Here is a 24,958-nt window from a genome sequence, read left to right on the forward strand (position 1 = left end):
GGCCCGATTTCAACGTCAAAACATCCTCAATCTTATGAAAATTGCGCCTATCTATTTGGGCGTTGGAGAGGGTGAGACCATGAAACTGACCACGAAACTGATCGCCGGACTTGCATTGGCACTGGGACTGAGCGCATGCGCATCGTCCAACCACAGCACTGTTGCAACGACCCGAAACGCGGCAGATTTGACGCCGGTTGTGACGCCTGAATTGACCATCCGCAGCGCTGAATGGGCCTTGGCTGATGTGCGTGTACGCGTGCCGGGTGATTTGAAGGTCTCGGAAGCAAACCGGTATTACCCGATCGCAGACATCGTATGGCGCGAAGACCCGTTTGGGGATCGCCACGCGCAGGTTGCCCAGATCATGGATGACGGGTTGACCCAAGGCTTGAGCCACCTGACCGGTGAGCGTCCGGTCTATTTCGACATCACGGTTAGCCGCTTTCACTCGTTGACCGAAAAGGCCCGCTATTCGGTCGGTGGGGTGCATAACATTGTCTACACACTTACGGTTGTAGATGCGGCCACCGGTGTTGCCTTGCATGGCCCGATTGAGATGAAAACTGCTTTGAAAGCCTTCGGCGGTGACCAAGCCTTCGCAGCAGAGCGCCGCGGCGAGACACAAAAGGTCCGCATCCGCAGCCATTTGGCCAGCATTATGCGCCAAGCTTTCAATGGCGGAAAAGAGATGCGGGTTGTGGCAAAGGCCGCTGTGGCCCCACAAGACGCCTATACCGGCATCACTCAATAAGAGTTTCGCCACCAAAGACGGGCTTTCGCCCAATGTGAATACCGATTAAGGGAGGGATATGACATCCCTCCCTTTTTCCGCCTCACCCTATCCTGTAATCCGCCTGAAGCCTAAGGCCAACGCCCTGACCATTCGTGGTGGCGCCCCTTGGGTCTATTCAGATGAATTGGTCACCGACCGCCGTGCCCGCCGCCTTGCGCCGGGATCTTTGGCTGTGTTGGAGGATAGCGACCGCGAGCCAATCGCCGTGGTCACCATCAACAATGAGTCCAAGATCATTTGCCGCGTCATGGACCGCGACCCTGCCGCCGTGCTGGATCAAGATTGGATTGTGACGCGGGTGCGTCGCGCTTTGGCCTTGCGCGAACATCTTTATGACGCGCCATTCTACCGGCTGATACATGCTGAGGCCGACGGCTTGCCTGGCGTTATTGTGGACCGGTTTGGCGATGTCTTGGTGATGCAACCCAACGCTGCTTGGGCCGAAACGGCCTGCGAGAGTTTGGCCGCTGCATTGGTCGAGGTGATTGGGGCCAAGGCGGTTTATAAGAACGCAGCGGGCCGCGCGCGCGGCTTGGAAGGCTTGGACGACCTGTCCTCATTCCTGATCGGCGAGCACGACGGGTTGATCGAAGTGCCGATGAACGGGGCCACCTATATGGCGGACGTCGTAGGCGGCCAGAAAACCGGCCTGTTCTTTGACCAACGCGACAACCACGCATGGGCGGCGAAGCTGCACAAGGGCGGGCGTGTGCTGGATGTGTTCTCGCATGTGGGCGGCTTTGGCCTTGCCTCTTTGGCGACGGGGGCGGAAAGCGCATTGGCGGTAGACGGCTCGGAAGCAGCACTGGCCTTGGCAGAGAAGGGGGCACAAGCCTCCGGCTTTGGCGACAAATTCACCACCCGCAAGGGCGACGCCTTCAAGATGATGGAAGCGCTGGCCGGCGAAGGTGAATTGTTCGATCTGGTCGTCGCGGATCCGCCGGCCTTCGCGCCGAATAAGCAAGCACTGTCGAACGGGCTGACAGCCTATAGCCGAGTGGGCTCCATGGCGGCCAAACTGGTAAAGCCCGGTGGCTATTTGGTGCTTTGTTCGTGCAGCCATGCGGCTGACCTGACCAAATTCCGCCAAGCCAGCTTGCGCGGCGTGGGCCGTGCTGGGCGCCAAGCGCAGATCATTCACACAGGATCGGCGGGGGCGGATCATCCTTTGCACCCTGCGTTGGCGGAAAGTGGCTACCTGAAGGCCATCATTCTGCGGCTCGACTAAATGCGGGCGATGCTTGATGCCTGCGTGATCTACCCCACTGTGCTGCGCGAAGTGCTGGTGGGTTGCGCAGCCTTGGGCCTATACGACGCCTTGTGGTCCGAGCGCATCCTAGAGGAATGGGCACGGGCCACCAAAAAGCTGGGGGCGGCGGCCGAAGTCCAAGCCCGCGGCGAAGTGGCTGTGCTGAAGGCGCAATTCCCGAATGCCTGCACTCAGCCACGCGCGGGGGACATGGCGCGGCTGCATCTGCCGGATGAGAACGACATTCACGTCTTGGCGGCGGCAATTGCGGGGTCCGCAGACGTGATCGTGACGATGAACGCGAAGGACTTCCCGCGCCAGACCTTGGCCTTTGAGGGATTGAGGCGCCAAAGCCCTGACGAATTCCTGATGGATTTGTGGATGGACACCCCTGAGGCGGTGGAGCAAGTGGTGCGCGGCGTGCATTCGGTGGCGTGCGAGATGTCAGGCGAAGACCTGAACCTGCGCGCGTTGATGAAACGGGCCCGCCTGCCGCGGCTGGGCAAGGCGATTGCGGCCTAGTTAGTCCTGCTGTGTCACCGACATTGAAATGCCATCCATCGCTTTGACGTCGACAGCCGCTATGTCGAGCCCGTCCAAACATTGCGCGTTCACGCCGAAATGATCCGGCTCGGAGCGCTTTCGGTGGAACGTGTAGATGCCGCATGTTTTGCAAAAGTAGTGTTTGGCGATCTTCATATTCCATTGGTACAGGCTGACCGTGTCCCAATCGGCCGTCATGGTAAAGTTATCCTCGTGAACCCGCGCCATGAGGGCGTTCTTTTTCCGGCACAGCGAGCAGTTGCATGTCGTGAGCTGTGTCACATCGCCAGTGACGGTAAAGGTGACGGCGCCACAATGGCATGATCCGGCATAACTGAGCATGAGAGGTTCCTTGGAGTAGATGGCCTTGGAAGGATGCGACGAGAGATCAGTCGCTGTCGACCCCCCATCGGGCCTCTAGGGTTTCGATGGCGGCGATGCGTTCCTCGGTTTTCGGGTGGCTTAGAAGCCACGCAGGCGGGCCTGCTCCCATGCTGCCGGTCAACGCGTTAAGTTTCACAAACAGGGATTTTTGCGGCGCCGTCCCGATACCCGCCTTGGTGAGCAGGGCGGAGGCATAGGCGTCAGCCTCATATTCGTCATTGCGCGACAGGCGGGCTGCCAGAAGTCTGGTCAGCATATTGGCAATCCAGATGCCCAGCCCAGGGATAATCCGCCCCAACACCGTTGCAAGGGCCACGCGAATAGCATTCTGACCGGAGAAGTCGATCATCCGGCGGCGCGAATGGCCTAGCGCGACATGACCCAATTCATGCGCAATCACCGAGGCCATTTCAGCGGCACTGACCTCGCCTTCCTTATATTTGTTGAAGAACCCGCGCGTGATGAAAATGCGCCCGTCAGGGGCGGCAAGGCCGTTAATCGGATCGATCTCATAGATGTGGACCTTGATTTTGGGCAGGTCGAGCGCATTGGCCATGTCGCTGTTCAACTGATCCAATAGGGGATCCCTCAACAGGGTCGACTGCCGGTCCAACGTTTTGGCCGTGTTCCACGCAGAGAACTTATAGGACACCACTGCGTAAATGATAGCGATCAGAATCGGGGTCAGTTTGAGCATAGTAAAGGTATGGGACGGGACCAAACCGTAAGCAAGTCAGCGACGGTATTTAGGGTCAGATTACATCGATCTCACAGTTTGTGATCCGGTTCTCACAGGGGCGTGATGGGGTGCGCGAATGGGGCCCTTTAAATGTGCGTAAATGCGCAGAACTGTGCCTGATTTCCCTATTTAGGGCATTGAGGAACGAATGTTTGGGCGTCATATTAGCTCCATAGACGGCAACACGCCGACACACACATCGGTCAACAGACTGAAAACAAACAAAAGAGAGTACATACAATGAAAACTATCATCGCAACCGTAATCGCCCTTTCCGTTTCTGCTCCGGCATTCGCAGCTCAGGTCACAGATGCAGCCGCATACTTCGCCGCAGACAATGCATCTGCCGCTGAGCAAGTGATCGCCAACACATCCGCCGGCGACGTTTTCCAAGCCCAGCTTGCAGGTGCTTTGGCCAATGACTCCGCTGCGGAAAGCCAAATCGACGTAACAGCCGGTCAAGCGACCCGCGCACACACTGACTTGCTGTCCTTCTTCGCCTTGGGCAACGACTCGGCCGCTGAGCGCGTTAACTACTAAGTTCCCCCCAAGGTCTTCTCCCGAGACCAATGGCCCCTCCGGAAACGGGGGGGTCATTTTGCGTTTTAACCTCGGGTCAGGGATCTCATACCGGCTTCAATGCCCTGAAGGGTCATCGGCACCATCCGGTCCGCGCCGAATATCTGTTGAATCATCGCAATCGACTGGGTGTAGCGCCAAAAGCGTTCTTCTAGGGGATTGATCCAGAGATGGCTGGCCCATTGATCACGGGCCCGCTCCAGCCAGACCTGCCCGGCCTCGGCGTTCATGTGCTCGCTCGCCCCTCCGGGATAAGCGATTTCATAGGGGGACATGGATGCATCCCCGACAAAGATACATTTGTAATCAGGCCCATAGGTTCGCAGGATATCTTGGGTTGATATCTGCTCGTTCCAACGGCGGGAATTGTCCTTCCAAACACCTTCATACAGGCAATTGTGGAAGTAGAAGTATTCCATGTGCTTGAATTCGGTCCGTGCAGCGCTGAACAATTCTTCAACAACACGGATATACGGGTCCATGGAGCCGCCGACATCGAGAAAAAGCAGTACTTTGACCGCATTGCGCCGTTCGGGGCGGGTTTTGACATCAAGGTAGCCGTGTTCAGCGGTGGCTTTGATGGTGCCGTTCAGGTCGAGTTCCTCGGAGGCGCCATCACGGGCCCATTTGCGCAGACGTTTCAGCGCGACCTTGATGTTGCGCGTGCCCAACTCGACCGAGTCGTCAAGATTGCGAAACTCGCGCTTGTCCCAAACTTTGACCGCGCGCTGATGGCGCGAGCCGTCCTGCCCGATGCGGATACCTTCTGGGTTGTACCCATACGCCCCGAAAGGCGAGGTGCCCGCAGTCCCCACCCATTTATTGCCCCCTTGATGGCGACCCTTTTGTTCTTCAAGCCGTTTCTTCAGGGTTTCCATCAACTTGTCAAAACCGCCAAGCGCCTCGATTTCGGCACGCTCTTTTTCGGACAAATGCTTCTCGGCCATTTTGCGCAGCCAGTCTTCGGGCAGGTCCATTGCCTCCACCACATCATCAGCGGTGATTTTCTCAAGGCCTTGAAATGTATTGGAAAAAGCGCGATCAAATCGATCAAGGTGGCGTTCGTCTTTCACCATTATGGTGCGCGCGAGGTAGTAAAACCCGTCGATATCATAGGTGACAAGATCCGCCTGCATGGCCTCCAGAAAGGCCAAATACTCGCGCAGACTCACCGGAAGGTTGGCCGCGCGCAGATTGTCGAAGAAGGGCAGAAACATTAGACGCCGGAGACGGTGCGCGCGATGTAGATGGCGACAAAGAGCCCGACCAGCCCAAAGAGAATGGCGAAGCTGCCACCATATTGCGCCATATCCAGACGATTACCGCCTTTGCGTTTGGCAACGATCACGCCCAAAAGCGCGCCGAAGATCATACCGATAAGGGGGGCCATTATGCCTAGCTCCGTACCCTGCGGGGGGCCAATGCTTTGATTTCATTCAGCCGTGCCCGCACATTGCGTTCCGAACCGAAGCCATAACGCCCCCACCCGAGACTGTCGAGCCTTACACGGCGTGCCTCATCGACGCGCCCCGCGGCTTCAAGGGATTCTGCTTTGATCATCAACAAGGTCGCAAGGAGCGCCGCATTGGAAGAATTGCGGGCGGCAGGAATGCCTTCGTCGGTCAGGCGGATGGCCACGTCCAACTGGCCAGAGGACAGCGCGAAGGCCGCCATCTGCGTGTTAACATGTGCCGAATGAACGGAAGCCCCATAGAGCTTTTTGTAGATATTTCCGGATTGCACAAAGGCCGAGATCGCACTCTCAGGATGAGACGCCAGCGACACGCGCCCCTGTACGAACAAGGAAAAGGCCAGCCGGTTGTCCTTCCAGCCCTGCGACTGCGCAATCTTCACCGCTTGCGCGGCTTTGCTTGCGCGCTGCGATTTCGGCGTGCGTAGGGCCAAAGCGGAGGTGATCGCATCGTTCCACTGCTTCGGTGTGCGATTGGCGCCGGTGTTGGTCGCACGATTGCCGCGCGGGTTCAAACTGCTCAAAAGCCCGGGCAAAACGCGCGCGGTCTGCCCGCGAGTCATCCCATTTCTGAGTTGCGGCGAATAATACGCCCGCAAGATCAGCATGTCGAAACCAGTCAGGATCGTGTGGAAGTTATCATCGTTGAAAATACTGTCGGGCAAGCGGTACAGGTCATTCAACGGGCCGAGGGCTTGCGAAATTTCCTCGTGTAAACAATCGCGTACCTCTTGCGGCGACACGTCGTTGGGAATGATCACCGTCGCTTTTGTGCGGTTGGACAAACGCGTCCAATCGGTGGTGCCATTGCCACGGTTGCGTTTGAATTCCGACCAGCCAGACACATTTGGAACCACAAAGCAGGCCGCTTGTGGCACCGCCTTTTGCAGCGTTTTACGCGGGATTGCCTCGACCACGATCTGCGCGGCTTCTCCGGATTTTGCACGCGAAATATTGATGCCAGCTTCGGCGCGCAACCGAGAGAGCAGGCGGGCAAGATCGCCCTCTAGGGAGGCAGGAGCCTGCCCTTGAACGGAAACTTTGATCGGGCCTTCAAATCTGGTGAGCCATGGCAGCGGGCGACCGCTTTCCATTTGAAACGTTAAATCCAGAAAATCCTGAGCGATTTGAGAATTGGGCCTATTGACCCCACCAGCGCGCTGGGTTGCGAATGTCTTCATCGGCGGCAGGGCCGTAGAGACGGGTGCATTGCGGCCGGGAACCTCGTTTTTCGTCGAGGGGACACAGGCTGCCATAAGGCACAGAATCGGAAAAGCTAAGCGGCGCATTAGGACGTTATACCCGCGTTTTTGAAAACTGGGGCGAATTTTCCTCGTCCACACGCAATCGTGGCCTTGCGGACACAATCCCATTGGTTGGACCTCATTGATCTAGCAATAGGTCCAATGCTTTGGGCCTGATCCGGCCGCCTGTTCTTCATGTTCACGGTATTGTCCCGCCTCTGCTCAATTAACATAAGGTTAATCCCTTGTTTGCGGCATGAGTTTGTGGCGAATTAGGCAATTTTCAGGCTATTGTTTCCGCTTTGGTGCGGGCTACCGCTGCCCCCGCGCCATAAAGGCCAAGCGTTCAAACAAATGCACGTCCTGCTCGTTCTTCAGCAATGCACCATGCAACCGCGGCAGGGCAGAGGCCCCGTCCTGCTTCAAATCCTCCGCGCTCAGATCTTCGGCAAGCAGCAGCTTCAACCAGTCAAGCACCTCAGAGGTAGAGGGCTTCTTTTTCAAACCATTGGTTTCGCGCACCTCATAGAATTGGGTCAGGGCGGCGGTCAGAAGCGCAGGCTTCAACCCAGGATAATGGACCTCAACGATGGCGCGCATAGTGTCGATGTCGGGAAAGCGAATGTAGTGGAAGAAGCAGCGGCGCAGGAAGGCGTCGGGCAACTCTTTTTCATTGTTGGATGTAATGATCACGATTGGACGTTGCTGCGCCCGAACGGTTTGACCGGTCTCATAGACGTGAAACTCCATACGATCCAGTTCTTGCAGCAGATCGTTTGGGAACTCGATATCGGCCTTATCTATCTCGTCAATCAGCAGCACACATTTCTCGGAGCGCTCAAAGGCCTGCCACATTTTCCCGCGCTTGATGTAGTTGGCGACGTCATGGACCTTTTCATCCCCAAGCTGGCTGTCGCGCAATCGGGACACCGCGTCATATTCATACAAACCCTGCTGGGCCTTGGTGGTGGATTTGATATTCCACTCGATCATTTCCAAGCCCAGAGCCGTCGCAACCTGCCGCGCAAGTTCGGTTTTGCCTGTGCCGGGTTCTCCTTTGACAAGCAGCGGGCGCTCTAATGTGACGGCCGCATTCACAGCTACCGTAAGGTCATCTGTGGCGACATAGCTGTCGGTCCCGTTGAACTTCAATGGGCGGGCAGGGGTGTTCGAAGAATCCATATGCAAAACAAGCCTCTGTGGCGCGGAGTTGATTAACCATTTTTTGATGGCACTTCCCCCCTTTTAACCCTCGATAACTGCGTGACAAGGGGGGGCGGTTCAGTTACTTGAAGGTCAGGGAAGTTGACGCATGGTTGGTATTTGAGTCGCACTTAATTTGCCACCCACGCACAAGAGTGAGGGAACTGGTATGAAAGCCGAAGTATTTCTACCCGACGATTATCGACCGGCAGATGACGAGCCGTTCATGAACGAACGTCAAACCGAGTATTTTCGCCGCAAATTGCTGGATTGGAAGTCATCCATCATGGATGAAACCGCCCAGACCATTGAAGGCATGAAGGATGGCACCCGCAATATTCCGGATGTGGCGGACCGCGCATCGGAAGAAACCGACATGGCGCTGGAGTTGCGGACCCGCGATCGCGAGCGCAAGCTTATCTCCAAGATCGACGCCGCCTTGCGCCGGATTGATGACGGCGAATACGGCTATTGCGACGAAACAGGCGAACCGATTTCCTTGAAGCGTCTGGATGCGCGCCCAGTGGCCACCATGAGCCTAGAGGCGCAAGAGCGTCACGAGCGCCGCGAGAAAGTGCATCGCGACACATAAAATCGCGACACATAAAGACGTGGAGCAAGAATTCGAAAAGAAGCCGCCGGTGCAGTGATGCGCTGGCGGCTTTTTCGTGTCAGATGCCCCTATAAAGCCAACTCGACCCAAACCGGCACGTGGTCTGAGGGTTTTTCGCGGCCACGGTATTCCTTGTCGATCTGACAGTCTTTCAGCAGATCCGCCGCTTGCGGGGTCAGCAGGAGGTGATCGATGCGGATGCCGTCGTTCTTGTTCCATGCGCCTGCTTGGTAGTCCCAAAAGCTGTATTGCTCTGGGGCGGGGTTGCGGGTGCGGAAGGCCTCGGTGAAGCCAAGGTTCAAAATGCGGCGGTAGGCGGCACGGCTGTCTGGGTGAAACAGCGCATCTTCGCGCCACGCCTCTGGGCGGGCGGCGTCGATGGTTTGCGGAATGATATTGTAGTCACCGGCCATCATTGCGGGCATCTCATCGGCCATGAGGTCTTGCGCACGCTTATACATGCGTTCCATCCAGGCCAGTTTGTAGTCATATTTCGGGCCGGGGCGGGGGTTGCCGTTGGGCAGGTACAAACCGCATAGGCGGATGGCGTGCTGATCGCCGACCACTGTGGCCTCGATCCAGCGGGCTTGTTCGTCGCTGTCATCACCGGGCAGGCCGCGGGTGACGTCCTCTAGGGGCAGTTTCGACAGGATCGCGACCCCGTTGAAGCTTTTCATCCCATGGGTTTCGACGTTGTAGCCCAAGTCTTCAAAATGCTCGCGAGGGAAAGTCTCATCGACGGATTTGATCTCTTGCAGCAAGGCGACATCGGGTTGCGCCTCGTTCAGCCAATCGGTCAGCGCATTGATGCGTGCCTTGATCCCGTTGATATTGAATGTGGCGATTTTCATAGCGCAGGCCCCTTTGTGTTCCCAAGGTATCGAACATGGGGCGGGGCGGGGCAAGGGTCGGACTGCCTGCTTATTCCTGTTCATTGCCAACTTTTTGGGCACGCGCCGGTGTTGGTCCCTAAAATTGCACCTATCCGCAATGTTTTCCCCGCAGTCTTGATCTGGCAAATCCAATATACAGATTACGGAATCACTGACAGCACATCGAGGATGACACAATGTTCAAATTTTTATTCAAAGGTCGCAACAAAGAGGTCGTCGTCGAGACCCAGCGTCAAAATTTTGAGCGCCTCGTGACCGAGTTGAATGACGCCATCGACGCATTGCCGGTCAAGCCAAGAGTGACACTGGACCCCACCACCGGCCACGTAGAACTGCATCTGCCCGAGCAAATGCCCGACGAAGCCTTGGCCCTGCCGGCACCCGTTGAAGACGTGACCACGGAAGATGAGATCGCCACCGACGACGTGCCCGCAAACGAAGATCCAGCGCCGGAGGCTGCCGATGCAGCTGAAGAAGCGCAAAGAAAGGTCGCCTGAATTTTTATGTAAGGCGACGCCTAGGCGGCCACGTTAGGGTGCACCGACGTGGCCGTTTTTTTTATGAAACTGTGTCGTGAAATGCGGGGTTTCAACGTGAAATGAACTTTTCACTGCCCTAATCGCGCCGCGTTTGAGGGGCAAATCAAGTGTCAACCGAGTGAAAGCAGGTAGACGCAATGAAGCATTTGATCCCATTCGCCGTAGCGGCCGCATTGGCACTTTGCGGCACCGCGAGCGCAAAGACCGTGACATATGTGGAAACGGTAACACGGGCCGACGGCTCGATGATTGTGACCAGAACAACCGTTGTTTTACCTGCGAAAGTGACCATTACGCGTGCAACACTCACACGATCCGCGTTGCGCACGGGCCTGCGGTAACCGCGGCAGATACATAGCCTTTTGCACGCCCGTCGCGTGACTCAAAGGACACAGTGATCGAACTGATTCGGGGAGCAATGACATAATTGCGCCCCATTCTTGTGTTCTGTTTCCACAAAAGAATAATATCAAAAAATAAAACAACTAAAAAAATAACAAATACTGCATGAGGCAGACAATGAGAGTAGTACCGGTACTGGGCGTCCTTTTGGCGCTAGCGGCGTGTGGAGTCCCCGAAACAGAGGATGTCCAAGCGTCACGTGGAGCCATACAGGGGCTTTATTTTATCCCGTTTGAGCCAGAAATTTTGGAAAACTCGCCTGCGTGGGAAGCCGCGCTCAAAGAGTACAAACGCCAGATGTAATTCACACAAAGCACACAGACAAAAGGGCGCACCGGAAGGGAGCGCCCTTTTGTGCATTTAGGCCGTTCGATCGGTGCCTACATCGAAAAAGACGTGCCGCAGCCACATGACGAAGTGGCATTCGGGTTCTCAATCACAAAACGCGCGCCGATCAGCTCTTCGGTGAAGTCGATCACCGCATTGGCAAGAAACGGCAGGGATACGGAATCCACCACCACAGTTTCCCCGTCCTTGGACAAGATCAGATCATCCTCCGCAGGGGCATCAAGCTTGATGTCATATTGAAACCCCGAACAGCCACCCCCATCCACGGCGACGCGCAACGCCTGTCCTTGGTCGGATGCACCAATTTCGGCCAGACGCTCAAAGGCGCGGTCCGTTACTTTTGGGGGAAGGGTCAAATCCATCTGTCGCATCCTTCATGAGTGCGCGTTTGGCCTAAACCTAATGTGCCGCCCGAATGTTCTCAAGGTGTTGTCCTGTCAGACCGGAAAATTTTCGAAATCGTCCTCTTCGTCATTCCCGATGTCCAGATAGGCTTCGGCCTTGGAGCGGTCTTTGAATTCGAAGCTGCGGATGGTCATATTGGGAATGAGTTTGCCTTCGAGCATGGCGATGTCACGGATCCATTTCTGGTTGGAGACCAAGGCCACTTTGCCGATTTTTCCGATCACCCCGAACAGCTGCGGCAGGCGTTTCATTTCTTCCAGAATTGCGCCTGCCTCGGGGAACTCCACGTCGTGATAGATCGCCAGCAAGCGCCCGTCGCTCATTTTATTGGTGAGCGGAAACAAACTATCGAGGCCGTCAGACATCTGAGATGCCGTGATTTTCCCGCTGATTTCCACCTTCAGCAGGTTGGGGGCCATTGTCTCAACTTTGAACATCGTTTGCATCCTTTTGGTTGGGTCAAAACATGTCCTGCTCGCACGATGTATATGGGAATGAAGAAGGTGGTTTTCAACGGGGTGTGCGCTCTCGTCACGGCGCGCCCAGTGGTGTAGGCAGGGGGAGAATGACGAATAAGGATACCCGATGCTGGCTCCCTACGCTTGCCTTCCCAGCGACAGCCGTGGACGACTTTACCCCGAAGACGAAAGCGCCTTTCGGTCGTGTTTTCAACGTGATCGTGATCGGATAATTCACGCCAGCGCTTTTCGGCGTCTGAAACATAAAACTCAGGTCTTCATCGAGCATGAGGGCGACTATTTCCGCACCCGATTGACGCATTCCATTGAGGTGGCGCAGGTGGCGCGCACAATTGCCGGCGTATTGGGGTTGAATGAAGAGCTGACGGAAGCTGTCGCCTTGGCGCATGACCTTGGGCACACCCCCTTTGGGCACACCGGCGAAGAGGCGTTGGATGCGTTGATGGCCCCCTATGGCGGCTTTGATCACAACGCGCAGGCGTTGAAAATTGTCACGTCGCTGGAACGCCACTATGCGGAATGGGACGGGCTGAACCTGACTTGGGAAACCCTTGAAGGGATCGCCAAGCACAACGGGCCGGTGACCGGACGGCTTCCGTTTGCGTTGACAGAGTATTCTGCGCGCCATGATCTGGAATTGGAAACCTACGCCAGCGCAGAGGCCCAAGTGGCGGCCTTGGCCGACGATATTGCCTATAACAACCACGACTTGCATGACGGCTTGCGGGCGGAGTTGTTCTCTACCGATGAGCTGGCGGAGCTGCCGCTTGTGGGCCCGTGTTTCGCGCGTGTGGATACACTATATCCGGGCCTGAACTATTATCGCCGCCGACATGAGGCCTTGCGCCGGTTCTTTGGTGTCTTGGTTGAAGATGTGATTGAAGTTGCCCAGGCGCGGTTGAGGGAGTTGAACCCGCAATCGGTTGCCGACATTCGCGGGGCGGGGCGGCCCATGGTGCAATTCTCGCCAGAGGTTTGGGCGCAACTCAAGGTGATCCGAAAGTTCCTCTTTACGCGGATGTACCGCGCCCCCGCCGTGGTGGAGATGCGGGTGCAGGTGACCCAAGTCGTGGACGAGCTGTTTCCATTGTTCATGTCGCAAACGGATCTGTTGCCCAAGCAGTGGCGCAAGGATGTCGAGGAAGTTGAGGATGAGACCGGACTGGCGCGGATTGTGTCCGATTATATTGCGGGCATGACCGACCGCTTTGCGCTGCAAGAGCATGAGCGGCTGATTGGCGGGGTCGCCGCGGACAGCTATGTGGTTGAACGCGGATAGGTTTGGGGATGCTTTCGCGCTATGGGGGCGCTGCCCCCAAACCCCCGAGGTATTTTTGAAGCAATGATGGGGTGGACCGCGCATCTGGGCGTGGTAAACCGCGCGCAACTTATGAGGTAAGACGATGAACCTGTTTTCTGACATTCGCGCAGTTGTAATCACTTCGCTTGAAGCAATGGTATCCGATGGCACCCTGCCTGCGGGCTTGGATTTTGCCAATGTGGCCGTTGAGCCGCCGCGGGACACCGCGCATGGCGACATGGCGACCAACGCTGCGATGGTTCTGGCGAAACCCGCCAAGATGAAGCCCCGCGACATTGCGGATGCTTTGGCGGGCAAGTTGATGGCAGATGACCGTGTGGCCTTAGCCGAAGTGGCGGGGCCGGGCTTTTTGAATCTGCGCTTGGAGACCGGCGTTTGGTCGGGGGTGGTTCACGCGGCATTGGTGAGTGGCACGGCGTTCGGGCGTTCCGACATGGGGGCGGGCCGGAAGGTGAATGTCGAATATGTCTCTGCCAACCCGACGGGACCTTTGCATGTGGGCCACACGCGCGGCGCCGTGTTTGGCGACGCTTTGGCGTCCTTGCTGGATTACGCGGGCTACAATGTGACCCGCGAATATTACATTAACGACGGTGGTGCGCAGGTCGATGTTTTGGCGCGCTCTGTCTATTTGCGCTACCTTGAGGCGCATGGCCAAGAGGTTGCGTTTGAGGATGGCACCTATCCGGGCGACTATCTGGTTGCGGTTGGTGAGGCATTGAAAGCCAAGGTTGGCGACGCCTATGTGGGGAAGGGCGAGGATGTCTGGTTGGCGGATATTCGTCTGTTCTCTACCGATGCGATGATGGAGCTGATCCGAGAGGATTTGGCAGCCTTGGGTGTTGAAATGGATGTGTTTTATTCCGAGAAGTCCTTGTATGGCACCGGCCAGATTGAGGCGGCGATTGAAGACTTGAAGGGCAAGGACCTGATTTACCGCGGCACATTGGAGCCCCCCAAAGGCAAAGTGCCTGAGGATTGGGAGCCGCGCGAGCAATTGCTGTTTCGCTCCACCAGACATGGCGATGACGTGGACCGCCCGATCCAGAAATCCGACGGGGCGTGGACCTATTTTGCCCCTGACATTGCCTATCATTTTGACAAGGTTCAACGCGGCTTTGACGAATTGATCGACGTCTTCGGTGCGGACCATGGCGGCTATGTCAAACGGATGAAGGCTGCCGTATCGGCGCTGTCGGACGAGCAAGTGTCGCTGGACGTCAAATTGACCCAGCTGGTGCGTCTGTTCAAAAACGGCGAGCCGTTCAAGATGTCCAAGCGCGCGGGGACATTTGTCACTTTGCGCGACGTGGTCGACCTTGTTGGGGCCGATGTCACACGCTTTGTGATGTTGACGCGAAAGCAGGATGCACCTTTGGACTTTGACTTCGCCAAAGTGCTGGAGCAATCCAAGGACAACCCCGTCTTCTATGTGCAATATGCCCATGCGCGGGTGTGCTCGGTGCTGCGCAAGGCGCAGGCGGAAGGGTGGGATGTGTCCGACCCTGCCTTGGCCAAAGCGGATTTGTCCGGCAACACCCATGAGGCGGAATTGGCGCTGGCCAGCAAGCTGGCGGAGTGGCCGCGTTTGGTCGAAATTGCGGGGCGCACCAACGAGCCGCACCGCATTGCGTTCTACCTTTATGAGCTTGCAGGAGAGCTACATGCGCTGTGGAACCGCGGCAATGACGTGACGGATTTGCGCTTTATGCAGGACGAGGAAGGCGCAAGTTTGCCAAAAATTGCCCTCGCACGTGCTACAGCGATTGTTATTTCCGCAGGTCTTGGTATTCTAGGAGTAGCTCCTGCCGAAGAGATGCGCTGACGTTTAATGATCTGCGCCCGGTCTGGGAGCTGCGAGCAGGCTTAAAGACAGACCACCCGAAACCAATTCGGGGGCAGAGAGGCGAGTATGGCAGATCTGGAATTCGGCGCATTTGAAGCGCCTGCGGCCCCGCAGCAGGGCCGCTTTTCGCGTATGATGAACTTTGTCGGCGCCGGCAGCTCCGTAGTGTTGGTGCTGGGTTTGGCCGTCTGGGGGTATCAGTTGACCGTGCGCGATGTGACCGACGTCCCAGTGATCCGCGCGCTTGAAGGCCCCGCACGTGTTCAGCCCGCTGACCCGGGTGGTCAATTGGCGCAACACACTGGTTTGGCAGTGAATTCCGTGCAATCCGAAGGCGAGGCCGAGGGGCCGGCAGGGCAGGTGATCTTAGCGCCCGCCCCGATTGACTTGACCCGAGAGGACGCCATCGCATCCCCGCCAAGCGAAGTTGAGGTCGACGCGGAAGGCGTGGTGGCAGAAGCCGTCGGAACTTTGGTGTCGCTGGATAGTGACGTAAACTCTGCCGACGAAACGGCGCAAGAATTGGCGAACCGGCTGGCGGCGGGCGTGGCTCCTTTGGACACGGTGGCCCCCGCACAAGACATCACCGCGCGCCCGATCCTCGACCCCAAAGTGCCCGGGGTGAACCGTTCTCCGGTTCCAGGGCGCAAGCCGCAAGTTGATTTGGCCGCTTTGCAGGCGCAAGCCGCAGTGGCCTCCGCTGTCAGCGCCGTGGGCGGCGGCACACTCGCCACGCCAGAAATTGATGCGGCCAGTATCGCGTCAGGCACGCGACTGGTGCAACTCGGTGCCTTTGATGACGCAGAAGCCGCGCGTCAGGAGTGGGACAAAATCGCGGCACGTTTCGAGGATTACATCGACGGCAAGACGCGGGTTATCCAAGAAGCAACGTCCGGTGGCCGCAAGTTCTACCGTCTGCGGGCAGTTGGTTTTGCTGACTTGAACGCCTCGCGCCGGTTTTGTGCTGTCCTTGTGGCAGGAAAAGCAGCCTGTATTCCGGTTTTGGCCCGCTAAAGCGGCAAATGTTGGCTTTGTGCAAGGCATGAAGCAGGTTCTAGTTTAAGAGGTCGGCCCAATGCCCTCAGGCGCATATATTTTTGGCTGCGAGGGAGTGAAGCTCTCTGAGGCCGAACGTCGCTTTTTCACAAGTGCTAACCCTTGGGGTTTCATCCTTTTTGCCCGAAATATTGAGGATCGTGCTCAATTATCGGCGCTGACGGCTGAATTGCGCGCCAGCGTCGGCTGGAACGCCCCGATCCTGATTGATCAAGAAGGTGGCCGCGTTCAACGGATGCGGGCGCCCGAGTGGCGCGAGTATCCGCCCGCCTTGGATCAGATGGCTATGGCCGGTGACACTGCCGCGCGCGCCATGTATTTGCGCAACCGGCTGATCGCGGCGGAGCTGCATGAGGTTGGCATCGACGTAAACTGCGCCCCCTTGGCTGATGTGATCTGGCCCGAAAGCCACCCCGTTCTGCGCAACCGCTGCTATGGCGCGGATGTGGAGACCGTCGTTGCGATGTGCCTTGCCGCAGAGCAGGGGTTGCAAGATGGCGGCGTTCTACCGGTCCTAAAGCATATTCCAGGATATGGCCGCGCAGTGGTGGATGGTCACAAGGATCTGCCGACCGTTGACGTGCCCCGCGCTGAATTGGACGCATTGGACTTTGCCCCCTTCAAACAGCTGACACATATGGCGATGGGAATGACCGCGCATATTGTCTTCCCCTGCATTGACGCCCTTCCTGCCACAACATCGCCCAAGGCGATGAAGATGATCCGTCGCGACATCGGCTTCGACAATCTGATCATGACGGACGACATTTCTATGGAGGCTTTGTCGGGCACAGTGCCTGAACGGGCGCGCGCGTCACTGGATGCGGGCTGCGATATCGCGCTGCATTGCAACGGCGATATGACCGAGATGGAAGGCGTGGCACAGGTTTGTGGCACGATGACCGACAGCATGATTGCACGGGCGGATCGGGCGCTAAGTCACCGTAAAACCCCAACAGATGTTGACATTTCTGCGCTTGAGGCTGAGTTTCGCACCCTAGTTGCAGGGTAGCGCATGAGCGAGAACGAACAGACGGAAATCAACTGGGACGAGGGCACCGTCGAGGCGCGCTTGGCCGCAGAAGCATTGATTGTCGATGTGGACGGCTTTGAAGGCCCGCTTGATTTGTTGCTCACGCTGTCGCGCACCCAAAAGGTGGATTTGCGCAAAGTCTCGATCCTGCAACTGGCCGAACAATATCTGATCTTCATTGAGCGCGCCAAAGAGCTGCGTTTGGAACTGGCGGCAGACTATCTGGTGATGGCGGCGTGGTTGGCCTTCTTGAAATCCCGCCTGCTATTGCCCCCTGATCCGACCGAAGAAGGCCCCAGTGGTGAAGAACTCGCCGCCCATTTGGCCTTCCAGCTGGAGCGCCTGAGCGCGATGCGCGAAGCCTCGGCCAAGCTGATGGCACGTGACCAATTGGGGCGCGACTTCTTTGCCCGTGGCTTGCCAGAGGACGTCACCCGCGTGCGCAAGGTGACCTATACCGCAACCTTGCTGGACCTGATGCAAGGCTATGCACGGATCAAAACCAAGGATGAATTCCGCCCCTTCGTCATGGACCGCGAAAAGGTCTACACGATGGAGCAGGCCTTGGACCGGATGCGCAGCCTCATCGGCTTTGCAGGCGACTGGTCGGACCTGACGACATGGCTACCAGAGGGCTGGGAAATGGACCCTGTAAAGCGCCGCTCTGCCACAGCCGCGACCTTCGCGGCATCCTTGGAAATGGTGAAGCAGGGGCAAATTGAGCTGCGCCAAGGCGACGTCTTCGCCCCAATACAAATTCGCAAAAAGGACAGCTAAATGTCTGAAGAACAAGAAGAGTCTCTGTTTGAAGCCCCTCCGATTGCGGAGCAGGAGCGCATGGTAGAAGCGATCCTATTTGCCTCCGTTGAGGCCGTGACGGTCAAGGAGCTTGCAGCCCGCATGCCGCACGGATCGGACCCCGCAGAAGCCTTGGTCTACCTCAAGAAACGCTACGAAGGACGGGGCGTTCATTTGGTCAAAGTAGGGGACGCTTGGGCGATGCGCACAGCAGGCGACCTTGGGTTTTTGATGCAAAAAGAGACGGTTGAGACCCGCAAACTGTCACGCGCGGCGATCGAGACCTTGGCAATTGTGGCCTACCATCAACCGGTAACCCGCGCCGAGATCGAAGAAATTCGCGGAGTATCGGTCTCGCGCGGCACAATTGATCAGTTGATCGAGATGGAATGGATCCGCTTTGGCCGGCGCCGCATGACACCCGGGCGGCCTGTGACCTTCGTGGTAACACAAGAGTTTCTTGATCATTTCGGGTTAGAGAACGCACGCGACCTACCCGGATTGAAAGAGCTGCGCTCTGCCGGATTGCTCGACAATCGTCCCCCGCCAGGTGGGGAAGTCGCCAACGACGATGACGAAGACGAAAGCCCAGAAGGCCAGAACGAGCTTTTTGAGGATTAATCCACTATATTGAGCGCAGGCTTAGGAGAGATGACATGAACCAGATTATTAACATGGTGATCCGTATGGTTATGCGCCGCGTGATCAATATGGGGATCAACAAAGGCATCGACGTCGCCGCCAAACGCGGCCAACGCGGCGAGGATTTGACACCTGAGCAACGCCAAAAGGCGGGGGAGCATTCGAAACGAGCCAAGCAAGCGGTGCGGATGAGCAGGCGGATCGGGCGGTTTTAGGGGAAGGAACGTCTGCTTTGAGCCCAGAGTTACGGATGCTGCGGCTTGAACGAATGTCGGCTATCTCTGTAGCTGTTTTGGTCCAATATCACTTTTGGTACATGGCAACACTTCAACCGCCTAACATTTGCTGTATTTGCCCGCTACTGTCTGCTTATGAATGAGAGAACTCGGCTAGCTATTGAAAGGTTGTTGAGAGGCATTTCGACGGATCATGTTGAAACCGTTCGGGATGCATGGAGAGAGATTTTGCAAGGCGGCGAAAGTTCAATCCGCGAAGTCCAAAGCAAGCTAGAATCATCCGCATGGTCTGAGAACCCACGAGGACCCTTAGCAAAATACCTTGGTGTTTTGCTTTCTATACTCGACGAGTTAGACAAACCTACATTTGAGAAGGAGGTCGAGAGGCTTCGAAAAAGCAATTTGCACCCCCTTCATTCTCGGACCTTGGATATTCTTTCGCGGCGCATTCTCGAAGATCCTGCAACACATGTGGCCGACAAAATACCTGTATTTGTTGCTTCTGATATCTACGATCGCTCGGCGGTTGCCAGAAATATTGAAACCTGGAGCAAAACAAAGGGCCTGTCACTCGACAATGTGACCCGTATAGATGTCATCGCAAGTCGCCCTGAACTCGATTACCTAGGACGGTACAATCTGTTCTTCTCAGGAATTATTTTGACATGGCCTACGGAAACTTCCCGAGGTGTAAAGCTATGGTGGCAGCATCTGAACGCGGAGTTCACGTTCTATCATGAAGTTGGGCATCACGTATCCGGTCACATCGAGGGTGGACAAGTGGCTGAACAGGAAAAAGAAGCAGATGAGTACGCCCGTTCAATGATGCGTAATTCGAGGCCGGTTCTCACGATGATTGGCAGAATGCTTCTATGGCCGCTCCGGCCTCTGCTGAAGCGCGCAATCGCATCATCACGTGGCTACAGAGACGATGCTACCTAGCTAAGCCCCGGTAGCAGCCATTGGCGCAACCGCAGCGAATTGGCGCTTTGTCCCGCGATGCAGACCATGATCGCGCGAAAATTTAGCTAGCCGCCTTGAAATGTTTCGACAGTTTCAACCCTTGCCCTTGGTAGTTGGACTTGATGTCCACACCGTAGAGCTGCGTCGGGATTTCGGACATGTGCTCATAGACCAAGCGGCCGACGGTTTGGCCGTGTTCCAACACAAACGGGGCCTCGTGGCAGCGGACTTCCAAAACCCCGCGCGAGCCGGTGCCGCCAGCGCCGGAATATCCGAAACCTGGGTCAAAGAAGCCCGCGTAATGGACGCGGAATTCACCGACCATGGCCAGATAGGGGGCCATCTCGGCGGCGCAATGGGGCGGGATAACAATGCTTTGTTGGCTCACAAGGATATAGAACGCGCCGGGATCAAGGATCAGACGACCTTCGGTTGTGCGCAATTCCTCCCAATATTCGGACGGGTCGTAATGGGCGAGTTTACCCAAATCGATAACGCCCGTATGAGGTTTAGCGCGGTAACCAACCAGATCGCCGCTCTCGGGCTTCAGATCGACCGAGAAGCCAAGACCGTCAGAGATCACAGGATCACCCGACACAATAGGGCTGTCCGCATGCAACGCGCGCAAAGCGTCGTCGTCCATCACGGTTTTCCCACTGCGGAAGATGATCTGGTTCAACATTTGCCCCGTGCGCGCGAGAACTGAGAAGGACCGCGGACATATCTCGGCATAGAGCGGCCCGACGTAGCCCGCAGGCACGCGGTCGAACTCGACGCCGTAATCCGTGATTACCCGTGTCAGCAAATCCAGCCGCCCGATAGATGATTTAGCGGAAGCCGCGGCACTCATGTCATCGGGCAGGGCGAGGTGTTCAAGCAAGGGGACCACATAAACGCAGCCCTTCTCCAGCACGGCGCCCTTGGTCAGGTCGACTTTATGCATGGTGAAATCTTGCAAACGGCGCTCTACCGGATGGTCTCGACCCGTCAGAAAAGAGGCCCGTACGCGGTAGGCATGCGTGCCAAGGCGCAGGTCAAGGGAAGCGGGTTGGATTTGGCCCTCTGCGATGGGCTCTTCGGCGGTAATCGCCCCACTGTCGAGCATTGCCTGCATTTGGTGATCGGCCAGAACGCCGGATTTGAAATCAGCCATCATCTTCCCCCTAGATACACGAAACGCCCGGCGCGAAAGCACACGGGCGTTTTGTTATTGGTCGGGCTAGCAGGACTCGAACCTGCGACCTTCCGTCCCCCAGACGGACGCGCTACCAGGCTGCGCCATAGCCCGACTAATGGCGTCAGTTCATAGCCAAATTCCAAGCGGTGGCAAGGGGGTTGACCAGAATATTGCGCGGCCAAAGAAATCATCTAGCCACAAACGCCTTATTGCTCGTGATTGCCAGCCAAGCGGTCACGCAACGCCTGAAGGCGGGCAACAATCGGGGCGATCTCATCCGCAGGCAACGCAGCGGCATCGCTACCGCGCAGCCTTCGCTTCACGTTTTGAGAGACAACTTGTGCATCCGACAATTGCCATGTTTGCGCGGTTGGCTCGACAGTTGCAGGCACCTCCACTGGGGCAGCTTGCGCTTCGGCTTCGGGCTCCGGCTCGGCTTGCGCTTCGGGCTCCGGCTCGGCTTGCGCTTCGGGCTCCGGCGCGGCTTGCGCTTCGGGCTCCGGCTCGGCTTGTGCTTCGGGCTCCGGCGCGGCTTGCGCTTCGGGCTCCGGCTCGGCTTGCGCTTCGGGCTCCGGCTCGGCTTGCGCTTCGGGCTCCGGCTCGGCTGGTGCTTCGGGCTCCGGCGCGGCTTGGGCTTCGGGCTCCGGCTCGGCTGGTGTTTCGGGCTCCGGTGCGGCTTGCGCTTCGGGCTCCGGCTCGGCTTGTGGCTCGGGCTCCGGTGCGGCTTGCGCTTCGGGCTCCGGTGCGATTTCAGGCTCAGGCGCGGCTTCAGGCTCTGAACTGGAAGCGGGTTCTTGACGTCTGTTCAGCTCGACGACGTTGTCGCCCCCCAGTTGCGGTTCTTCTTCCTCGACATCGATGAAAGGGGCCTCGGGGACGTCTTCTTGTTCTTGTTGGGGCGCGTCTTCGGCGGTGTCCTCTTCAACCGGCGCAGCAGCGGGCGCATCTTCAGCATGGCTGAACAAATCCGGTGAGGCTGTGATATCCAAAGACGTGTGTTTGGGGGCCGCTGGGGTGCCCTTGCTTTCGGTCTTGGCGTCGGCGTTCCACGCGTCTACGGCTTCTTGCTCATCATGTTGAACTGGGTCGCTGCCTGTATCGTCTTCGATGGAATCATCAACGGCGGCTTCAAGAACCTCATTTTTGCGACGCAGGGTGCGTGGGGATGAAGCCTCCTCAACGCCATCCAAAGGCGGAGACATTGCGCTGACGGCCTTCACGCCGTCTTCTTTCAACATCTTCTGCACACCGCGGATGGTCATGCCGTCGTCATGCAGCAGCTTCTTGATGCCGCCGATCAATTCCATATCAATTGGACGATAATAGCGGCGGCCACCGGCGCGCTTCACGGGCTTGATCTGGGTGAACTTGCTTTCCCAAAAGCGCAGCACATGTGCGGGCACATCTAGCCAGTCGGCCACTTCGGAAATGGTGCGGAACGCATCACGCGCTTTGGTTGCCATATATCAGACCTCCCTTAAGTCAGGCGGGTCAGGATTTATTGCCGGACGCGACGCGGTCCTTCATTAGATGAGAGGGACGGAAGGTCAACACGCGGCGCGGATGAATTGGGACTTCTTCGCCGGTTTTCGGGTTGCGGCCGACACGCGCAGATTTTTCACGCACGGAAAATGTACCGAAGGACGAAATCTTGACTTGCTGGCCGGAGACCAATGCGTCCGACATGTGCTTGAGGACGCTTTCAACCAAGTCTGCGCTTTCATTTCGCGACAGGCCGACCTCTCGGAATACGGCTTCGCTTAAATCCATGCGGGTCAATGTTTTGGCAGTCATGTGGTCCCCCTTATTTAAATATTTTTACGACGATAGGCTTGGGGGAATTTCCGAGTCAATATCAAGGGCTTGGATTGCGCACTTTATGCGCGGATTGAGGTGGTTTTCCCCGCTCAAAGCCGCAAAACGACCGAGCCCCATGCCAATCCGCCGCCAATTGCCTCCATCACAAGCAGCTGACCGGGGGCAAATTTGCCCTCGGACTTGGCCACCGACAGGGCAAGGGGAATCGATGCGGCAGAGGTATTCCCGTGATCTTGCACCGTCACAACCACCCGATCCATCGAGATATTCATCTTTGTGGCCGTCGCTTTGATGATCCGCAAATTGGCCTGATGCGGCACCACCCAATCGACGTCGTCATCGCCCAATCCGGCCTTCTCGAGGGCGGCCTCGGCGGTCTTGGCCAGCTTCTCGACCGCGTGGCGAAACACCTCTTTGCCCTGCATGACCAACACACCGGTTGTCTGGGTCTTAGAGACGCCACCGTCGACATAGAGCAGGTCGCGATAGCTGCCGTCGGAGTTCAAATCAGTCGCCAGAATACCGGCATCCTGAGGGGTGCCAGCACCTTCGGCGGCCTCAAGGACCACGGCACCCGCGCCATCACCGAACAACACGCAAGTGGTGCGATCTTCCCAGTTCATGATCCGCGAAAATGTCTCCGCGCCGATCACCAGAACGCGTTTGGCCTGACCGGATTTGATCAACGCATCTGCGTTGGACATGGCAAAGACAAAGCCCGCGCAGACGGCCTGCACGTCAAATGCAAAACTGTTCTTCATGCCAAGATTGCCTTGGACCATGGTGGCGACCGAGGGGAAGGTTGTATCGGGTGTCGACGTGGCCACAACGATTGCGTCAATGTCCGAGGCATCCATCTTGGCATCTGCCAATGCGGCCCGCGCCGCGTCTGTGGCTAGATCAGAGGTGGTTTGCCCGTCGGCCGCGAAGTGGCGGCGCTCAATTCCAGAGCGGGATTTGATCCAAGCATCTGTGGTGTCCACAATTGTTTCAAGCTCGGCGTTTTCTACCACACGCTCGGGCAGGGCGTGGCCCATACCACGTAGAACGGAACGGATCATTGTCATGTGCTGGATTTGTCCTTTGGCGCATCTGGCGTCTTTGAGGCAGGTTCACCAATTTGGCCCGCTTCGTTAACGGATGCAACCCGCGCGGCGAGTTTCTCACCGAAACCTGATTGATCCAACTGAACGGCCAGCTTGATTGCGGCGGATACACCGGTGGCATCCGCAGAGCCGTGGGACTTTACGACCGTCCCGTTCAACCCCAAGAAGACCCCGCCATTCACTTGGCGCGGATCGATACGTTTCTTTAGGCGACGCAGTGACGGGTAGGCCAACAAGGCAGCGACCCGCGAGAGGGGGGTGTATTTGAAAGCTTCGCGCAGTCGCTCCGAGATGAAGCTGGCGGTGCCCTCGGCAGTCTTCAGCGCGACATTTCCGGTGAACCCATCCGTGACAATGACGTCAACGCGGTCGGAGGGAATGTCTCCGCCCTCCACAAAGCCCACAAAGTCGAAGTCATTGTCGGCAGCGGCGGCTTCGATCATCTCATGGGCGACCTTCAGCTCGGCGCGCCCTTTGTGTTCCTCAGTGCCGACATTCAGCAACCCGATGCGCGGCCGTTTCAACCCGAAGCCGTTGCGCGCATAGCTGAGGCCCATCAGGGCGTATTGCAGCAAATCATCTTGGTCCGCACGGATATCCGCGCCGACATCCAGCATGACATTGAAGCCGGACGGGTTGCGCGAAGGCCATAGGCAGGCGATGGCAGGGCGGTTGACGCCCGGCACCTTGCGCAGACGGATCATCGACACCGCCATAAGGGCGCCGGTGTTCCCACAGCTAACGCAGACAGAGGCATCGCCATTGCGCACCGCCTCGATGGCGGACCACATGGAGGTGCCTTTGCCGTGTCGCATCACATGCGAGGGCTTTTCGTGCATTGTGACCACATCATCGGTGTGGCGTACTTCGCAGCGGTCCGCGATGCGGCGCTTGGCGATATGCTTATCTAGCTCGGCTTTGTCGCCGTGCACGATAAAACGCAGCTCGGGATTTATAGCTGCGGATTTTGCCATACCCGCAACGACAGCGGCGGGGCCCAAGTCCCCGCCCATAGCGTCAATTGATATGACTGTGTCAGTTGAACTCACCTGAAAGCCTGCCTGTGTTTTCGCAT

At 57.2% G+C, this 24,958-nt stretch carries 30 protein-coding genes and 1 tRNA gene; 16 read left to right on the forward strand and 15 right to left on the reverse strand.

The window, feature by feature from the left end; translation table 11 throughout:
* Positions 1-79 precede the first annotated feature (79 nt).
* The 3 genes from Q0746_RS14695 to Q0746_RS14705 are packed head-to-tail and all read left to right on the forward strand — an operon-like array spanning position 80 to position 2,567.
* Complete coding sequence (locus Q0746_RS14695; protein WP_298261594.1) at positions 80-754, forward strand: DUF6778 family protein; 675 nt, start codon at positions 80-82, stop codon at positions 752-754.
* A 58-nt stretch (positions 755-812) separates the two neighbouring features.
* Positions 813-2,024 (forward strand): RSP_2647 family RNA methyltransferase, encoded by a 1,212-nt coding sequence (locus Q0746_RS14700; protein WP_298261595.1) that lies wholly within the window; start codon positions 813-815, stop codon positions 2,022-2,024.
* A complete protein-coding gene (locus tag Q0746_RS14705) occupies positions 2,025-2,567 on the forward strand; it encodes an RSP_2648 family PIN domain-containing protein (RefSeq protein ID WP_298261597.1) in 543 nt (180 codons plus the stop codon).
* On the opposite strand, the gene Q0746_RS14710 is transcribed toward Q0746_RS14705, so the two are convergent.
* Both Q0746_RS14710 and Q0746_RS14715 read right to left on the reverse strand, forming a co-directional pair.
* Positions 2,568-2,930 carry a GFA family protein gene (locus tag Q0746_RS14710; protein ID WP_298261599.1) on the reverse strand — a complete coding sequence of 121 codons (363 nt, stop codon included), beginning with the start codon at positions 2,928-2,930 and terminating at the stop codon, positions 2,568-2,570.
* 46 nt (positions 2,931-2,976) lie between these two features.
* Complete coding sequence (locus Q0746_RS14715) at positions 2,977-3,669, reverse strand: M48 family metallopeptidase (RefSeq protein ID WP_298261601.1); 693 nt, start codon at positions 3,667-3,669, stop codon at positions 2,977-2,979.
* A 282-nt stretch (positions 3,670-3,951) separates the two neighbouring features.
* On the opposite strand from Q0746_RS14715, the gene Q0746_RS14720 reads away from it, so the two are divergent.
* A complete protein-coding gene (locus Q0746_RS14720) occupies positions 3,952-4,251 on the forward strand; it encodes a hypothetical protein (protein WP_298261603.1) in 300 nt (99 codons plus the stop codon).
* Positions 4,252-4,316: 65 nt separating this feature from the next.
* Here Q0746_RS14720 and Q0746_RS14725 read toward each other — a convergent pair whose 3' ends face one another.
* The 4 genes from Q0746_RS14725 to Q0746_RS14740 form a co-directional block, all read right to left on the reverse strand.
* Positions 4,317-5,507 carry a VWA domain-containing protein gene (locus Q0746_RS14725; protein WP_298261605.1) on the reverse strand — a complete coding sequence of 397 codons (1,191 nt, stop codon included), beginning with the start codon at positions 5,505-5,507 and terminating at the stop codon, positions 4,317-4,319.
* Positions 5,507-5,680 (reverse strand): hypothetical protein, encoded by a 174-nt coding sequence (locus Q0746_RS14730; protein ID WP_298261607.1) that lies wholly within the window; start codon positions 5,678-5,680, stop codon positions 5,507-5,509. Before Q0746_RS14730 ends, Q0746_RS14725 begins: the two co-directional genes overlap by 1 nt.
* Positions 5,681-5,685: 5 nt before the next feature.
* Complete coding sequence (locus Q0746_RS14735) at positions 5,686-6,942, reverse strand: DUF2927 domain-containing protein (protein ID WP_298261609.1); 1,257 nt, start codon at positions 6,940-6,942, stop codon at positions 5,686-5,688.
* 375 nt (positions 6,943-7,317) lie between these two features.
* On the reverse strand, positions 7,318-8,157 hold the full coding sequence (locus tag Q0746_RS14740) for a MoxR family ATPase (protein ID WP_298262148.1): 840 nt from the start codon (positions 8,155-8,157) through the stop codon (positions 7,318-7,320).
* 220 nt (positions 8,158-8,377) lie between these two features.
* On the opposite strand from Q0746_RS14740, the gene dksA reads away from it, so the two are divergent.
* On the forward strand, positions 8,378-8,800 hold the full coding sequence (gene dksA, locus Q0746_RS14745; RefSeq protein ID WP_298261611.1) for an RNA polymerase-binding protein DksA: 423 nt from the start codon (positions 8,378-8,380) through the stop codon (positions 8,798-8,800).
* 89 nt (positions 8,801-8,889) lie between these two features.
* On the opposite strand, the gene xth is transcribed toward dksA, so the two are convergent.
* Complete coding sequence (xth, locus tag Q0746_RS14750) at positions 8,890-9,672, reverse strand: exodeoxyribonuclease III (protein ID WP_298261613.1); 783 nt, start codon at positions 9,670-9,672, stop codon at positions 8,890-8,892.
* 218 nt (positions 9,673-9,890) lie between these two features.
* Between xth and Q0746_RS14755 the strand changes: the two genes are divergently transcribed.
* The 3 genes from Q0746_RS14755 to Q0746_RS14765 all read left to right on the forward strand — a co-directional run bounded on the left by Q0746_RS14755 (position 9,891) and on the right by Q0746_RS14765 (position 10,958).
* The gene (locus Q0746_RS14755; RefSeq protein WP_298261616.1) at positions 9,891-10,211 is read left to right on the forward strand and encodes a hypothetical protein; all 321 of its coding nucleotides are present in this window, start codon (positions 9,891-9,893) and stop codon (positions 10,209-10,211) included.
* 179 nt (positions 10,212-10,390) lie between these two features.
* Positions 10,391-10,594 (forward strand): hypothetical protein, encoded by a 204-nt coding sequence (locus tag Q0746_RS14760; RefSeq protein ID WP_298261618.1) that lies wholly within the window; start codon positions 10,391-10,393, stop codon positions 10,592-10,594.
* Positions 10,595-10,772: 178 nt separating this feature from the next.
* Positions 10,773-10,958, forward strand: a complete 186-nt coding sequence (locus Q0746_RS14765; RefSeq protein WP_298261620.1) for a hypothetical protein — start codon at positions 10,773-10,775, stop codon at positions 10,956-10,958.
* 77 nt (positions 10,959-11,035) lie between these two features.
* Here the strand turns inward: Q0746_RS14765 and Q0746_RS14770 are convergent, their stop codons facing one another.
* Both Q0746_RS14770 and Q0746_RS14775 read right to left on the reverse strand, forming a co-directional pair.
* Complete coding sequence (locus Q0746_RS14770) at positions 11,036-11,359, reverse strand: iron-sulfur cluster assembly accessory protein (protein WP_298262149.1); 324 nt, start codon at positions 11,357-11,359, stop codon at positions 11,036-11,038.
* A gap of 81 nt (positions 11,360-11,440) precedes the next feature.
* Entirely contained in the window at positions 11,441-11,845 is a 405-nt protein-coding gene (locus Q0746_RS14775; protein ID WP_298261622.1) for an STAS/SEC14 domain-containing protein, read from the reverse strand.
* 148 nt (positions 11,846-11,993) lie between these two features.
* Between Q0746_RS14775 and Q0746_RS14780 the strand changes: the two genes are divergently transcribed.
* The 8 genes from Q0746_RS14780 to Q0746_RS14815 all read left to right on the forward strand — a co-directional run bounded on the left by Q0746_RS14780 (position 11,994) and on the right by Q0746_RS14815 (position 19,761).
* Complete coding sequence (locus tag Q0746_RS14780) at positions 11,994-13,166, forward strand: deoxyguanosinetriphosphate triphosphohydrolase (RefSeq protein WP_298261624.1); 1,173 nt, start codon at positions 11,994-11,996, stop codon at positions 13,164-13,166.
* A 124-nt stretch (positions 13,167-13,290) separates the two neighbouring features.
* Complete coding sequence (gene argS / locus Q0746_RS14785) at positions 13,291-15,033, forward strand: arginine--tRNA ligase (RefSeq protein WP_298261626.1); 1,743 nt, start codon at positions 13,291-13,293, stop codon at positions 15,031-15,033.
* Positions 15,034-15,120: 87 nt separating this feature from the next.
* Positions 15,121-16,068 carry an SPOR domain-containing protein gene (locus tag Q0746_RS14790; RefSeq protein WP_298261628.1) on the forward strand — a complete coding sequence of 316 codons (948 nt, stop codon included), beginning with the start codon at positions 15,121-15,123 and terminating at the stop codon, positions 16,066-16,068.
* Between the two features lie 61 nt (positions 16,069-16,129).
* The gene (nagZ, locus tag Q0746_RS14795) at positions 16,130-17,122 is read left to right on the forward strand and encodes a beta-N-acetylhexosaminidase (RefSeq protein WP_298261630.1); all 993 of its coding nucleotides are present in this window, start codon (positions 16,130-16,132) and stop codon (positions 17,120-17,122) included.
* A 3-nt stretch (positions 17,123-17,125) separates the two neighbouring features.
* The gene (locus Q0746_RS14800) at positions 17,126-17,920 is read left to right on the forward strand and encodes a ScpA family protein (RefSeq protein WP_298261633.1); all 795 of its coding nucleotides are present in this window, start codon (positions 17,126-17,128) and stop codon (positions 17,918-17,920) included.
* On the forward strand, positions 17,921-18,562 hold the full coding sequence (scpB, locus tag Q0746_RS14805) for an SMC-Scp complex subunit ScpB (protein WP_298261635.1): 642 nt from the start codon (positions 17,921-17,923) through the stop codon (positions 18,560-18,562).
* Between the two features lie 35 nt (positions 18,563-18,597).
* On the forward strand, positions 18,598-18,798 hold the full coding sequence (locus tag Q0746_RS14810) for a hypothetical protein (RefSeq protein ID WP_298261637.1): 201 nt from the start codon (positions 18,598-18,600) through the stop codon (positions 18,796-18,798).
* A gap of 192 nt (positions 18,799-18,990) precedes the next feature.
* The gene (locus Q0746_RS14815; protein ID WP_298261638.1) at positions 18,991-19,761 is read left to right on the forward strand and encodes a hypothetical protein; all 771 of its coding nucleotides are present in this window, start codon (positions 18,991-18,993) and stop codon (positions 19,759-19,761) included.
* Positions 19,762-19,843: 82 nt separating this feature from the next.
* On the opposite strand, the gene Q0746_RS14820 is transcribed toward Q0746_RS14815, so the two are convergent.
* The 6 genes from Q0746_RS14820 to plsX form a co-directional block, all read right to left on the reverse strand.
* Positions 19,844-20,935, reverse strand: coding sequence for a 2'-deoxycytidine 5'-triphosphate deaminase (locus Q0746_RS14820; RefSeq protein ID WP_298261640.1), 1,092 nt, complete (start codon positions 20,933-20,935; stop codon positions 19,844-19,846).
* Between the two features lie 58 nt (positions 20,936-20,993).
* Positions 20,994-21,070, reverse strand: a tRNA-Pro gene (locus tag Q0746_RS14825).
* Positions 21,071-21,165: 95 nt separating this feature from the next.
* Positions 21,166-22,422: a MerR family transcriptional regulator gene (locus tag Q0746_RS14830; protein ID WP_298261642.1), complete on the reverse strand. Its 1,257-nt coding sequence runs from the start codon at positions 22,420-22,422 to the stop codon at positions 21,166-21,168.
* 28 nt (positions 22,423-22,450) lie between these two features.
* Entirely contained in the window at positions 22,451-22,753 is a 303-nt protein-coding gene (gene ihfA, locus Q0746_RS14835) for an integration host factor subunit alpha (protein ID WP_090215710.1), read from the reverse strand.
* 113 nt (positions 22,754-22,866) lie between these two features.
* Complete coding sequence (locus tag Q0746_RS14840) at positions 22,867-23,844, reverse strand: beta-ketoacyl-ACP synthase III (RefSeq protein WP_298261647.1); 978 nt, start codon at positions 23,842-23,844, stop codon at positions 22,867-22,869.
* On the reverse strand, positions 23,841-24,932 hold the full coding sequence (gene plsX / locus Q0746_RS14845) for a phosphate acyltransferase PlsX (protein WP_298261649.1): 1,092 nt from the start codon (positions 24,930-24,932) through the stop codon (positions 23,841-23,843). Before plsX ends, Q0746_RS14840 begins: the two co-directional genes overlap by 4 nt.
* Between the last annotated feature and the right edge of the window lie 26 nt (positions 24,933-24,958).

The sequence above is a fragment of the uncultured Litoreibacter sp. genome, from assembly GCF_947487515.1.
Taxonomy (GTDB): domain Bacteria; phylum Pseudomonadota; class Alphaproteobacteria; order Rhodobacterales; family Rhodobacteraceae; genus Litoreibacter.

Excerpts from the sequence above, each read along its gene's own strand:
- Q0746_RS14710 (WP_298261599.1), bottom strand. The coding sequence starts at position 2,930 with ATGCTCAGTTATGCCGGATCATGCCATTGTGGCGCCGTCACCTTTACC.
- xth (WP_298261613.1), bottom strand. The coding sequence starts at position 9,672 with ATGAAAATCGCCACATTCAATATCAACGGGATCAAGGCACGCATCAAT.
- Q0746_RS14700 (WP_298261595.1), top strand. The coding sequence starts at position 813 with ATGACATCCCTCCCTTTTTCCGCCTCACCCTATCCTGTAATCCGCCTG.
- Q0746_RS14760 (WP_298261618.1), top strand. The coding sequence starts at position 10,391 with ATGAAGCATTTGATCCCATTCGCCGTAGCGGCCGCATTGGCACTTTGC.
- Q0746_RS14715 (WP_298261601.1), bottom strand. The coding sequence starts at position 3,669 with ATGCTCAAACTGACCCCGATTCTGATCGCTATCATTTACGCAGTGGTG.
- Q0746_RS14725 (WP_298261605.1), bottom strand. The coding sequence starts at position 5,507 with ATGTTTCTGCCCTTCTTCGACAATCTGCGCGCGGCCAACCTTCCGGTG.
- Q0746_RS14830 (WP_298261642.1), bottom strand. The coding sequence starts at position 22,422 with ATGGCAACCAAAGCGCGTGATGCGTTCCGCACCATTTCCGAAGTGGCC.
- scpB (WP_298261635.1), top strand. The coding sequence starts at position 17,921 with ATGTCTGAAGAACAAGAAGAGTCTCTGTTTGAAGCCCCTCCGATTGCG.
- nagZ (WP_298261630.1), top strand. The coding sequence starts at position 16,130 with ATGCCCTCAGGCGCATATATTTTTGGCTGCGAGGGAGTGAAGCTCTCT.
- Q0746_RS14765 (WP_298261620.1), top strand. The coding sequence starts at position 10,773 with ATGAGAGTAGTACCGGTACTGGGCGTCCTTTTGGCGCTAGCGGCGTGT.
- Q0746_RS14820 (WP_298261640.1), bottom strand. The coding sequence starts at position 20,935 with ATGGCTGATTTCAAATCCGGCGTTCTGGCCGATCACCAAATGCAGGCA.
- Q0746_RS14730 (WP_298261607.1), bottom strand. The coding sequence starts at position 5,680 with ATGGCCCCCCTTATCGGTATGATCTTCGGCGCGCTTTTGGGCGTGATC.
- Q0746_RS14695 (WP_298261594.1), top strand. The coding sequence starts at position 80 with ATGAAACTGACCACGAAACTGATCGCCGGACTTGCATTGGCACTGGGA.
- Q0746_RS14780 (WP_298261624.1), top strand. The coding sequence starts at position 11,994 with ATGCTGGCTCCCTACGCTTGCCTTCCCAGCGACAGCCGTGGACGACTT.
- Q0746_RS14705 (WP_298261597.1), top strand. The coding sequence starts at position 2,025 with ATGCGGGCGATGCTTGATGCCTGCGTGATCTACCCCACTGTGCTGCGC.
- ihfA (WP_090215710.1), bottom strand. The coding sequence starts at position 22,753 with ATGACTGCCAAAACATTGACCCGCATGGATTTAAGCGAAGCCGTATTC.
- Q0746_RS14755 (WP_298261616.1), top strand. The coding sequence starts at position 9,891 with ATGTTCAAATTTTTATTCAAAGGTCGCAACAAAGAGGTCGTCGTCGAG.
- argS (WP_298261626.1), top strand. The coding sequence starts at position 13,291 with ATGAACCTGTTTTCTGACATTCGCGCAGTTGTAATCACTTCGCTTGAA.
- Q0746_RS14800 (WP_298261633.1), top strand. The coding sequence starts at position 17,126 with ATGAGCGAGAACGAACAGACGGAAATCAACTGGGACGAGGGCACCGTC.
- Q0746_RS14790 (WP_298261628.1), top strand. The coding sequence starts at position 15,121 with ATGGCAGATCTGGAATTCGGCGCATTTGAAGCGCCTGCGGCCCCGCAG.
- Q0746_RS14735 (WP_298261609.1), bottom strand. The coding sequence starts at position 6,942 with ATGAAGACATTCGCAACCCAGCGCGCTGGTGGGGTCAATAGGCCCAAT.
- dksA (WP_298261611.1), top strand. The coding sequence starts at position 8,378 with ATGAAAGCCGAAGTATTTCTACCCGACGATTATCGACCGGCAGATGAC.
- Q0746_RS14810 (WP_298261637.1), top strand. The coding sequence starts at position 18,598 with ATGAACCAGATTATTAACATGGTGATCCGTATGGTTATGCGCCGCGTG.
- Q0746_RS14775 (WP_298261622.1), bottom strand. The coding sequence starts at position 11,845 with ATGTTCAAAGTTGAGACAATGGCCCCCAACCTGCTGAAGGTGGAAATC.
- Q0746_RS14840 (WP_298261647.1), bottom strand. The coding sequence starts at position 23,844 with ATGACAATGATCCGTTCCGTTCTACGTGGTATGGGCCACGCCCTGCCC.
- Q0746_RS14720 (WP_298261603.1), top strand. The coding sequence starts at position 3,952 with ATGAAAACTATCATCGCAACCGTAATCGCCCTTTCCGTTTCTGCTCCG.